The following is an 11,620-nucleotide window of genomic DNA, read 5'->3' on the forward strand; positions in this document are numbered from 1 at the left end:
CCCAATTGTGAGGATACTTTTTTGCCAATTAGATAGACTATTTTTTATGATGAATAAAATATAAGCAACAATAATAATAACATAGATGAAAGGTTGAATTTCAAGCTGCAGCGCTACCGTGTAAATCTCTAAATTTTACTTTGCACTTACATGAGGCTTTTGCTAAGCCTATAAGACTCTGTTGCAAAGGGGTTACCACATGAAAAAACTATTGCTCTGCCTTTTCGTCAGCTGGCTATGCGTTGCCTGTTCATCTGACGACTCAACCACTACACCGCAGCCGCAAGTGCCCGATAATAATAGTGACACCCCGGACCCAACCCCAGACCCTGAACCAGACCCTGAGCCAAATCCTGAACCAGATCCAGATCCTGAGCCAGACCCTGAAAACCCGCAACTGGCGGTTGTGTTTCCTGCAAAGTTTATGACAACCTCGCCATTTTCTAGACGTGCAGAGGGGCAGCAAAAAGCTTTTGGCATGTACGATACAAGTATATCTACTGTACCGAGTTATTTTTCTGCCACAGAGCTGATTGATGCAATTCTAAAGGGCGATACTTCAATTAGTGACACATTTGATGTGGGCGCTTTTTATGTAACTGGCCACAACGCCAGTTGTTTCGGCCCGGTAGTCATGTACAGTGGTCACCCAGATGCGCCCAGCCCAAGTAGCGCAAGCGGAAGCTTACCCAGTGGAGATTTAGGCCTTTGGTTAGTCTCTGATGACAGTGGCGATGCCTGTGCTGTAGCGCAAACGAATGCCTTATTGGAGGGCATTGAATCACAAACGACTATGTCATTGATGACGTTGGCCAGTATGGTTGCTGTTGCCACCGCCGATGGTAGCAGCCTTCCTGCGGTAGGTAGCACGCTCGATGTAACTGGGTTAATGAATGATGCCGGTATTACCGATGTCACCTTTAGCAATGCGAGTATTGAGCAAACAACCACGCAATGGCTATATCAAGTAGAGTTGAGCTATCAAGTGGGTAGTGATGTGTATGCCATTACGCTCGATATGACACATGTACCAAGCGCTGATGCTGAGCAGTATGAGGGGTATTTACGATATACCGTAGAGGGAGAGGTCGGCGTATCAGGCATTGAATTTCCCGGCATGAATTGCTCGCAAAATGAGAGAACACTAGCGGGGTCAATCGCCTATCAAAGAAATGGCGACAACATAGTGCTGCAAGCACGCAGTGGGACCTTATGTGGTCACAGTGTAGCCAACGTGTTCAATAGCAATAATATTGTTGATGTTGATAATATTTATAATGCGGTATCGAACCCTGATGGCTGGAGCGAGAACTTTTCAATTTATGGTGCTGACTTTGACCTAACTACCTTAGCAGGTGATTATGCCCATGTGTGGCAGGCCGGTGCTGGAGATAGTCATAGCAGAGTGTTTAATATTGGTTTTAACGATGCAAGCCTCGATAACGGCGAGTCACACTTTGGTTATGGTACATCAATTGACGACACCGATGGCACGATATCTGGGTTTATTTGTAATTGGGCGGGCCCAGGCGCTGATCATACTTTGGTCAGTAAAACGCAAAGGCAGTTTTTTGAGTTTGACTCCACTTTGAATGTGTATTTAGGAACTGATCATCGCGCCAATATAGAATACGCGCCAACGGTAAGTTGTGACTATGATGGCTTAGGTACGTTTTTGTTTGATATAGACGCCAGTGGCACGCTTGGAGATACAGCATTAGAAGACAGTACGCTCGCGTTTAGTAATGATTTATGGACACCAACTGATTCAACAATGACTGTACCAGAGGCGATTGCGGCCAGAGGTTTGAGTGTTCCGGTCATTCCATTTGGCTGGCCTGCTGAAGAGTAGCTGCTTTTTGGTGTGGTGTAGTCAGCACCACACCAGCATTAGAGCAGATTAACTACTTAAGTTCTTGCGCTACTTCTGCAATTTTCTGTCTTAACCAAATATGGCTGGCGTCACGGTGTAACAGTGGGCTCCAGATCATATCTAGCTCAAACGGTGGAATAGGGAAAGGCGGTTCTAAAATCGCTATTGCAGGGTCATCTTTGTAGATGTTCGCTGCTTTTGAAGGTAAAGTGGCGACCAAGTTCTGTTCTTTTGCTAAATGTATAGCAACATGATAGTTACGAGTAAACGTTGCAATATTACGATGTTTGCCAAAATGTGCGAGCGCCTCATCAACCCAACCAAGTTTTTGTACATCCGCAGGGTCCATACCCACACCCACACCAAAACCGGTTTTACTCACCCAAATATGACGAGCTTTCAAATATGCGTCCAGATTAAAGTTGTCGATGATAGGGTTATCGGATTTAATTAAACAACAAAAACTATCCTTCCAAATTTGCTTGTGGTGAAACGATTGCGGTAAATTTTCAAAACGGTTAATCGCCATATCAACCTTGCCATTTTCTACATCATGAAAGGTAACATCACTTGGTGTGAGAATATCTAGGGTGGTATCTGGCGCTTCCTCATGAAGTTTATTTAGTAACTTAGGAGCCAAGGTACTGGCTGCGTAGTCACTGGCCATGATGCGAAAGACACGATTACTTTGACTGGCGACAAATTCCCTATTTGGTGCGAGCGTTTCCTCCAACGTCATTAAAATACCGCGTATGACGGGTTGCAGTTCAAGCGCTCGTTCTGTGGGAACCATTCCTTCGCTAGTGCGAACTAAAATCGGATCATTGAATAAATTACGTAGCCGTTTTAGTCCATTACTCATTGCAGGCTGAGTGATACTTAACTGGTTTGCAGCGCGAGTAACGTTGCACTCACGCAGTAACGTATCTAGGTAGACTAAGAGGTTAAGGTCAATTTTACTAATGTTCACGGCGTTCCTTTATGGTTTTATCTAAGTGGATAAAGCGCTGCTCTTGTGGATAAAGCGCTGCTCTTGTGGATAAGGAAATATATGTTTTACAACCTTATTTTTAACATCTAGCTGTGCTTGTTGCCAGTAACTTGCTGATAAAAGCTCTGGGTGAGCTTTTTCAAATATGGCCCTGAGTGTAGGGTTTGTGAGAACAAATGTACACAGTTGCTCTGGAAATACATCTTGTGGTGCCGCGGAGTGCTCATCAATACCCGAATATAGGTCGGATAAGTCAGTTTTTGGCATATCCCTAAAGTTCATATCAGTGAGATACTGAACCTCATCATAATCATAAAAAATTACGCGCAAATGTTTACTGACACCGAAATTTTTTAACAGCATATCGCCTGGAAAAATATTGGCTTGGAGCATTTCTTTGATAGCATTTCCATAGTCCCTCATGACAACTTCAGTTTGTTCGTCACTTGCATTGTGCAAGTACAGATTGAGGGGGGTCATACGTCGTTCAATATACAAGTGCTTGATAATCAACATATCACCTTCCTCTAACAAGCTCTCTGAGATGGTGCTACGCAGTTGCGTTAACAACTCAGGGGCGATACGAGATTTAGGGATAACCACGTTAGAGTATTCGATTGTATCAGCCATTCTGCCAACACGGTCATGGTTTTTAACCAAGTGATAACGCGCCAGTACCGTGTCTCGCCCAAAAGGTTTACTCTCAGAGAACTTATCTTTAATCACCTTGAATACATAGGGAAAGTTTTCGAGCGTAAATACCATCATTACCATGCCTGGTGTACCTGGTGCGAGAGTAAATTGGTCTTGGCTATTTTTTAAATGATCCAAAAACTCCCTGTAGAACTCGGTTTTACCTTGTTTATGAAAACCAATGGCATTGTAAAGCTCAGCGGGAGTCTTATTAGGCATGAGTTGGTTTAAAAATCTAACCAAGGCGGAGGGGGCATGAGTTTCTACCATGAAATAGGCTCGAGCAAAGCCAAAAATCACCCTCATTTGCGATGAATTAGTCAGCAGCGCATCTATGTATAGCCCGCCTTTTTCATGGTGAAGTACCGAGATGATAAAAGGTTGGATACCACTTTTGGAAACCACTCGGCCAATAATATAGGCCCCTTTATTACGGTAAAATGGCGCTTGCAGTATATCAAAACGCATCATATGGCTTCGGTGGTGTGTATCCGGCGCCTGACGCATAAAGGCCTTCATTAATAGTTTGATATCTCGGTTTAAATTTTGAAAATTACACTTAAAGTCAATCTGTTTTATGATCCGCTGTATGGTCGGTTTTAGCCCTGATACAACGGGAAAATAGCTGCGATACTCTGCTTCAACAGGCAGAGCAGGTGCATCTTTTAAAGTGGTTTCAACAAAAATAAAGTCGTTATTAAAATAGCGCCTGTGAAACAGGCGACAAAAAACGGAGTTGTAAAAGGTCTCGGCCAACTCCGCTTGGGGGTGGAAGCTAAGTAACTCTAAGTAATCTTTTTTAATTTGATACCAAAGGGACTCATCGAGTTTCGTACAGGGAAGTGATGTTTTTAAACGTTCTACAGTTTCTTCAACACGCTCATCGTAATGGCTAATTCTAGATTTACTAATTTGCTGAATTCTCGACCAGTCTTGTTGTGAAAATGCTAGCCCAGTCTGTTTTGTGATGCTTTGAAAGCGCTGATAATGCTCGGTAAATCCCGCCAAAATCAGCTCTGCAATAGTAAAAGAGTGCACGCTAATACCTCAAGTGGTAAGACCTCTTGCTAGGTTAGCTTTTTTTAGCACTTGTGTCACTTATTCGTAACGTTTAAGTTTTCTTTCTAATTGAGCGATTTGCTTGTTTAGCTTTTTGGCCTGTTTGTGATAGACCTTGTTGATGGCTTTAAGTTGGCGTTTGATGTCATCAAGTGTTTCTTTGCGTTCTTTGTCATCCATAATGCGATTAACCCGAAGCTGTTGATTACGTGTGTCTTGATCTCGTTCACGAGTTAAAATAGCGGCTTCGTGTTTTTTCGCTCTTAATTCATTTTTTAGATTGCGGATGATCTGTTGCTTTTCAAGATTATTGAGCGTTTTGTAATGTTGCTCGGAAGTCATACCCGATTTAGGATCTACGTTGGTAAGCGTATGTTGAGTGGCGTTACCAGCACAAGGAAACTGACTGTAAACAGTCCCTCTCTCAGTAACGCATTTGTAATAGTTAACGATTGTTTTAGCTTGGCTAGGAAGGGAAAGTAATAATGCCAGAACAAATATACTACGTATCATAGTTTTTCCTTTTGTTAAATTCTCCTAACACAAAGATAGACAAACATTAGGAAATGGCAAATTATGGCGTATGTTTCTGTGATGAAAACTTCTTCAACACTTTGATATTATTGATTAAAAATGGAATATCCAACTTTTGATCAATCGCAAAACCCTCAGTACCAGAAACATTTTTATAGCTGCCGTCTTGGCTAACAAGTGTTATGCGGTCTTTACGAAAAGCAACCAGCACACCTTGCGTATAGTTGACTCCCTCATTACTGATCGAGTGCTTGAGATCTCTACCCAACATAGTGCTGGTGGCAAGCTGAGGGCAGCCTAAGTGACTTGCAACAAGCGTATACATGATGTCGTGTAATTGCTTAAAAGTAGGCTGATCTACAGCATCAAAATAGTTGCTGTAAAACATACCGTTGTAGACAATATCGGTACTGTGAGGCGCTAGAGAAAACGCAATAACTGGGCCCTCAATATTTTTATCGGTATTAAGTTGATTAGCACTGATAATTTTTATAGGTGCTTCTTTAACGTCTATATCATCGATAAAACTTAACCCACTGACACTGACAAGCTGACCCTCAGAACTCCAAGGTGGTTGCTCGTTTTGTGACATCGCCGATTTATAGTATGCAGGCAACCCGTACACAAGGTTAAAAATTGCGTCATTATGGTCAGAGGGTTGTAATAATTGAGCTGTTGGTTGTAGCTGATATTTGTTAGCAAACGCGGTTAATGCAGCGTGCTGTTCAAATACCACCACTGTAGCTGGTATTTCATTTTGTGGCAGGCATTTCGGTAGTGGCCTATTAAATGCAAATTGGCTTTGTGCATTTGTTAAGCTGATGTCTCGCGCTTGTTCGTATTGCTTGATATCTAATAGGTCATGGCGAGCTAATAGTGTTTTTGCCGTTGTCGGATAAGACAATGGCAGAATATTATCTTGTTTGGTGACATCAAAATAGGCATTAGCATCAGCCCATATATGGATACTGTGACTGGTTGCAAAACAGCTTACTAAAATGGCGGTAGCATATTTTGGAAATCTATATTGTTTTAGCTCAGCTAGATGTCGCCATGCACGATTGCCTGCCAGCAACTCAAAAACAAATACTGCTAAAATAAAGCCCACAGCTAAAACAGAAACGAGTATTGGTGAAACACTAAACTTTCCCCAAAGCAAAGATAAGATCTCTGGTAGTGCTTGAATGTTTAAGTGATAGCCAAGTTGAAAGTATACAAAAGCATCAAGAGAGAGAGTTGAGATCCCACATGTTGCCAGTAGTGCGGCCATCCCCCTTATATGCCTTGGATACGGAAATACAAGACTCAAAGGAAATATGGTCAAAACAAAGGCGCAAAACGTGATAAAGCTGGTATGACTTAGCCAAGTAATCAACATGTAAAAGCCGCCCAACGCTGACGTGGGTGGCTTATCTGCAAGTAAGTAACTGATACTGATCAGTAAGACTAAGCCGATGTTTGCAAAGGTAAACCAGTGCCCCCAACTAAGAAGTTGGCTAGCTTTAGACGAAAACGGGCTTTGAGGGGTTAAATTCATCCAGTTATTTTACCGATTGTACGAGCGCTTTAGAGAAGTTATCCGCAACTGTTTGTCTTTTCGCTTCAGGCACATGCTCTTTTAAAATATGCGTGATAGAATTTCCTAAACACATAAGACTCAAATCAACCGGTGCCTGCGCTTGAGTGAGCACATCAATTAGCTGGTCAACAATTTGTTCAACTTGTTCGTTGGAATATTTAGATTGGATAGGCATCAGTTGGTTCAATATTAAAGAGTTATAATTTTTTCATTTTAACACCAGAGGCGTGAAAAACAAACATGAGCATAGAGGTGAATAAGCTAGTTGTACATTATGTCGACAAGCACGATGAAGATACGCAGATCCACTTACGTGAAGATGAAATGCAAATTAACGATAAAGTTAATGTGTTCATTGAACAGTTACATCATGCTTACAATGGCAAACCAGGCAAAGGGTATTGCGCATTCAGCGGTGAAAAAAACAGTCAAGTGTCTGCTGCAATGCAGAGTTATCGTAACAATGAACTGGGGTTTTGGCACTTTACGCAGCAAGCAACAGAGGTTTTAAAAGAAGAACTGAATAAATACGCGTTTAATGAAGTTGGCTATTTGGTGTTTTGTCAATACCAATATGTGGCGACAGATTATGTACTCATTGCATTAATCAATATCAAAGAACATTATTCAATTACTTCCGAGCTTGATTTGTCAGCATCTCGACATTTAGATATTTCTCGTATGCAGCTGGCGGCTAGGATTGACTTGACGGCGTGGGATACACAACCTGATGATGCACGCTACATCTCGTTCATAAAGGGCAGAGCAGGACGTAAAGTCGCAGACTTTTTCTTAGACTTTTTAGGCTGTGAAGAAGGGATTGACCCAAAACAACAATCACAAGTGATGCTTGACGCGGTGGAAGATTACCTAAGTGAGCAACAATTCAATAAGCAGGAAAAGGACACCTTACGTAAGGAAGTATTCGACTACTGTAATGATTGTGTTGCTTCTGGGGAAGATGCCAACATCGAATCTTTATCTGAAACGCTGTCTAAATCCTCTGATGCACCGTTTGACGATTTCTATAAAGAGCAAGGTTACGATCTTGCAGAATCTTTCCCCGTAGACAAGAAAACCGTTAGCACTATGGTGAAGTTTTCTGGCCTAGGGGGTGGCGTAAGCGTGGGGTTTGAGCGTAAGCATTTAGGTGAAAGAGTTGTCTATGATGCGCGCAACGATACTTTAACTATTAAAGGGATCCCACCGAATCTAAAAGATCAGTTACAACGTTTTTATGAAGAAAATGAGTAAGCTTCTAGGTGGATATTGCCGCAGGTTATAAACTGCGGCATTAAGTGTCGTAATTCATATCTGCGCTTACAATGTTGCTGATAAATCGTGGAGATAAATCGTGGACACCCACCCCCGCGCGTTAAATCGCGTCGCGTAAATCGTGGACTGTAGTGGTCAATACTTTTTGGCCACCTCGTTATAAGTTTCCCAGTATTGCTTTTCTTTCATAATCGGTGAGCAACCATTATTGTGTTTGTGAGGTCGATACCGATTGTAATAACCCACTATATATTGCGAAATTGCTCCCGATGCCTCAGCCATACTTCGATATCCCACTCTAGGCATCCATTCTGTTTTAAAACTTCTAAAAAAGCGCTCCATTGGCGCATTATCCCAACAGTTTCCTCTGCGTGAAAGACTTTGCTTCATGCCATAACGCCAGAGTAACTGACGAAAGCTCTTGCTCGTATAATGACAGCCCTGATCACTATGGAATAGCACTCGCTTTGGGTTACCTCGGCTTTCATAAGCCATTCTTAAAGCTTTTTTCGTTAGTTCACTGTCCGGTCGAGCTGATGTTAAATCGTGAATGTTAAATCGTGGACACCCACCCCAACTTGAATGTTGGGGTGGTTTGTCTAAGCTTTAGTTTCTTCAAAATTCAGATCAAATTCAAAGTTCAAGGAGTGAACGATGGGATTAGCAAGGAAGCGACAAATCAGTTTGTCGGATACTAGATATTATCATTGTGTTTCACGGTGTGTTCGCCGTGCATTTTTGTGCGGAGAAGATAAGTTTACGGGTAAATCATATGAGCATCGAAGGGGGTGGGTAGAAGAACGCTTACTGTTTTTAACGCAAGTATTTTGTATTGATGTCTGCGCGTATGCAGTGATGAGCAATCATACCCATGTTGTATTGTATGTGGATGATAAAAAGGCACAGAGATTGAGTGATAGGGCGGTACTTATACGTTGGCATAAGCTGTTTAAAGGTTCAATTCTAAGCCATAAATATCTGCAAGGAGAGCGTTTAGACGAAGGGCAGCGGTTCTTCTTGAACAAAGAGATAAAAGAATATCGCAATCGTTTATCGAGTATTAGCTGGTTTATGCGGGTGTTGAATGAAGGCATAGCACGCCAGGCAAATCGAGAAGATAATTGTACAGGTAGATTTTGGGAAGGGCGCTTTAAATCGCAGGCTTTACTCGATGAAGCAGCTTTGATGACTTGTATGGCCTATGTGGACTTAAACCCGATTCGGGCGAAGATAGCTAAAACACCAGAAGAATCAAACCATACCAGTATTAAACAACGCTGTGAACATGCCAAAGTGGGTAAACAACCAAAACAACTGGCGCGATTTGCGGGCAACCCAAGAAAACACATGCCAAAGGGTTTACCTTTTGAGCTTAAAAGCTACTTAGAGCTTGTTGAACTCACAGGGAAATGTATTCGTACAGACAAGCGAGGTTACATAGCACAACATCAAGCGCCAATCTTAGAGAGATTAAATATCAAAGTAGAGAATTGGCTAAAACTGACCACCCAATTTGAACAGGTGTTTAAAGGTGCTATAGGTAAAGAAAGAGCACTAGATATGTATTGTGAGCGCGCTACTTTGAAGCGACGGCGAAGCATCAACAATAGCAAAGCGTTACTGACCTAATCGACAATTACTCCACATAAATAATGTGCTCAGATGCAAAAAAGAAAGGGTAGGGGTAGTCGTGGGCAAACTACAGGAATAAATACCTAGTAGCCCATATGAGACATTTTAAATAGTCTTTTAAAGGTACATAGTTTGATAATATATGGAAGTGACGTCGGCGAATTGTTTTGCTAGATTTAGAGGGGCTATTTTTAAAGAGGCTGTCCACGTATTAATGCTCAAAACTGCCCTTTAGTATATTAACGTTAACTCACAATGGGGCAAAAACGAGTTACGCTTGAAGGTCAGTTTATGGCACAAATGAGACAGTCAGATTTGATTAGGTCCTACTCGTCGGCTCTGACAGATCAAGCTAAGACCTAATCAAATTAAGCTTTTTTAGCTGCGACTAAATTATACACCGCCATCGACGATAAACTGCGCAAGTTGTTGTGACAGCTTATCAGCTAACTTTTGCATGGCGTTGTGCTTGGCTGTTTGCGCATAAGAAGACGCGGCTTTCACTTTGTCATTGAAGTGGGCCTTTTCCATACCTTGTTCTTTTACCACCATAAAACTTTCGGCGATGCTGTAATGGGTGCCGGATTTGAATACCTCCTGCCAATTAACACGAAAAGCGAGCTCAAAATCAGCGTTATTCTTACTGATTTGAATACCATTGCTCGACAGTGAACTGGCCATCATATCGCGAATATTATTATGCTCTGAGGAGTCTGCAACAATGCTAAAGCTCAGTGTGTTGAGTACATGCTCGCTAAGTGATAATTGCGATAGTACGTCGTTGGACAGTGGGAGCTTAGGGCTTTGCAACATCTGTAAATAGTCGTTCAGTTTTTGCCTTTTTACGGCCAGAGTACGTAAACTGATTGCCTGTTTTAGGCGTTGTGACTTGCTTTGTTTAGAGAGTGAAATCTGCATAATTTCTTCATCAAGCGCATGAATGCTTAACTCTGTTTGCATAACCGCTTCAGTACGATTAAATGAAGCTAATGCATAGGCAGTATTGTTTTGCCAAAACTCGTCTTCTATCTTCACGCCTTGTAGTAAGATATTTGGAACTTTGCTACTGATCAGCTCATCGACGTGATATTGCATCGACTTTTCGGTTGCTGATTGTGCAACCGTGGTGTGGGCAGCAATGGTGACATTGAGTTGCTTAGCTAGTGCAAGTCGAGCAGACTCCTGAGCGGCAAGCTTAGCATTTTGCTTGTCACCGACACTGTCAGCAATGCCAACTCCATAAATCAAATAATCAGAGCTTGGTGTACTGGTTAACCATTGTGGCTGAGCAACCTCAGTGGGCTGCGTGGCCGTTGTTTGGCATCCGCTTAGCATCAATGTGCTAATGCATAATATGCTTGTTAGTCTAGAAACCATAGCCTGATCGCTCTTGCAGTTTTTGTATTTTCTTTTGGCCATTCCAAACCTCACGATTACTGGTCATATCAATCAGACGCAGGTCAACCTGATAAAATGTAACGCGTGTGCCGCCTTGTTGATCTACAAAAGAGTTGATAGTACCGGATAACGCATAGTCAGCGCCTTGCTCTTGTCCCATTTCATTTTGTGTTTCTAGACTAGCGTTAAGTTCTTGATCTTTACGCTCATCTCTAATTTCCTGCCTGATCTCCTTATTGGCAACGAAGTCAGCTTGGCCAGAGCGCAAAATTGCACGTTTCAAATCGTTCAAGAACGTATCCACGGCGATATGCTGGTGTGATTTGTTGCGAATAGACTGAATGATGATAGCAGGGCGAGTTCCTTCTTTTTTGAGGTGATCATTAACCCACGGGAAGCTCAACATGTCGCTGATCATTGCCTCGGAAACAAGCTGAGAGTCTTTACCATTCCATTTATCTGATAGCGCCACTTCTTGATTAGCATCTATACGCTGTACTTTGGTGCTTTGACAGGCACTCAGTGCAAGTGTCGAGATTACCGCAAAAGGGACTAATTTAAGTAGCTTGCGATTGTATTTCATACC

10 protein-coding genes and 1 pseudogene are annotated in these 11,620 nt (G+C 42.2%); 3 read left to right on the plus strand and 8 right to left on the minus strand.

Annotation, left to right across the window (positions count from 1 at the left end):
* Nucleotides 1–199 precede the first annotated feature (199 nt).
* Nucleotides 200–1,852, plus strand: a complete 1,653-nt coding sequence (locus tag BET10_RS08910; protein ID WP_070985087.1) for a hypothetical protein — start codon at nucleotides 200–202, stop codon at nucleotides 1,850–1,852.
* A 52-nt stretch (nucleotides 1,853–1,904) separates the two neighbouring features.
* On the opposite strand, the gene BET10_RS08915 is transcribed toward BET10_RS08910, so the two are convergent.
* The 5 genes from BET10_RS08915 to BET10_RS08935 all read right to left on the minus strand — a co-directional run bounded on the left by BET10_RS08915 (nucleotide 1,905) and on the right by BET10_RS08935 (nucleotide 6,904).
* On the minus strand, nucleotides 1,905–2,843 hold the full coding sequence (locus BET10_RS08915) for a LysR family transcriptional regulator (protein WP_070985089.1): 939 nt from the start codon (nucleotides 2,841–2,843) through the stop codon (nucleotides 1,905–1,907).
* Between the two features lie 21 nt (nucleotides 2,844–2,864).
* Entirely contained in the window at nucleotides 2,865–4,595 is a 1,731-nt protein-coding gene (aceK, locus tag BET10_RS08920; protein WP_070985094.1) for a bifunctional isocitrate dehydrogenase kinase/phosphatase, read from the minus strand.
* A 60-nt stretch (nucleotides 4,596–4,655) separates the two neighbouring features.
* Nucleotides 4,656–5,129: a hypothetical protein gene (locus tag BET10_RS08925; protein ID WP_070985099.1), complete on the minus strand. Its 474-nt coding sequence runs from the start codon at nucleotides 5,127–5,129 to the stop codon at nucleotides 4,656–4,658.
* A 61-nt stretch (nucleotides 5,130–5,190) separates the two neighbouring features.
* The gene (locus tag BET10_RS08930) at nucleotides 5,191–6,687 is read right to left on the minus strand and encodes a DUF3413 domain-containing protein (protein ID WP_070985101.1); all 1,497 of its coding nucleotides are present in this window, start codon (nucleotides 6,685–6,687) and stop codon (nucleotides 5,191–5,193) included.
* 4 nt (nucleotides 6,688–6,691) lie between these two features.
* Complete coding sequence (locus BET10_RS08935) at nucleotides 6,692–6,904, minus strand: YejL family protein (RefSeq protein WP_070985102.1); 213 nt, start codon at nucleotides 6,902–6,904, stop codon at nucleotides 6,692–6,694.
* 65 nt (nucleotides 6,905–6,969) lie between these two features.
* Between BET10_RS08935 and yejK the strand changes: the two genes are divergently transcribed.
* Nucleotides 6,970–7,983 (plus strand): nucleoid-associated protein YejK, encoded by a 1,014-nt coding sequence (yejK, locus tag BET10_RS08940; RefSeq protein ID WP_070985104.1) that lies wholly within the window; start codon nucleotides 6,970–6,972, stop codon nucleotides 7,981–7,983.
* 156 nt (nucleotides 7,984–8,139) lie between these two features.
* On the opposite strand, the pseudogene BET10_RS08945 reads toward yejK, so the two are convergent.
* Nucleotides 8,140–8,541: pseudogene (locus BET10_RS08945) on the minus strand (DDE-type integrase/transposase/recombinase); the annotation flags it as partial.
* A gap of 117 nt (nucleotides 8,542–8,658) precedes the next feature.
* Between BET10_RS08945 and BET10_RS08950 the strand changes: the two are divergent.
* Nucleotides 8,659–9,633, plus strand: a complete 975-nt coding sequence (locus tag BET10_RS08950) for a transposase (protein ID WP_070985106.1) — start codon at nucleotides 8,659–8,661, stop codon at nucleotides 9,631–9,633.
* Nucleotides 9,634–10,029: 396 nt separating this feature from the next.
* On the opposite strand, the gene BET10_RS08955 is transcribed toward BET10_RS08950, so the two are convergent.
* Both BET10_RS08955 and BET10_RS08960 read right to left on the minus strand, forming a co-directional pair.
* Nucleotides 10,030–11,013: an LPP20 family lipoprotein gene (locus BET10_RS08955; protein WP_070985107.1), complete on the minus strand. Its 984-nt coding sequence runs from the start codon at nucleotides 11,011–11,013 to the stop codon at nucleotides 10,030–10,032.
* On the minus strand, nucleotides 11,003–11,617 hold the full coding sequence (locus BET10_RS08960; protein WP_070985109.1) for a penicillin-binding protein activator LpoB: 615 nt from the start codon (nucleotides 11,615–11,617) through the stop codon (nucleotides 11,003–11,005). The genes BET10_RS08955 and BET10_RS08960 overlap by 11 nt, the downstream gene beginning before the upstream one ends.
* Between the last annotated feature and the right edge of the window lie 3 nt (nucleotides 11,618–11,620).

Origin of the sequence: Pseudoalteromonas amylolytica, from assembly GCF_001854605.1 — a bacterium.
GTDB lineage: Bacteria > Pseudomonadota > Gammaproteobacteria > Enterobacterales > Alteromonadaceae > Pseudoalteromonas > Pseudoalteromonas amylolytica.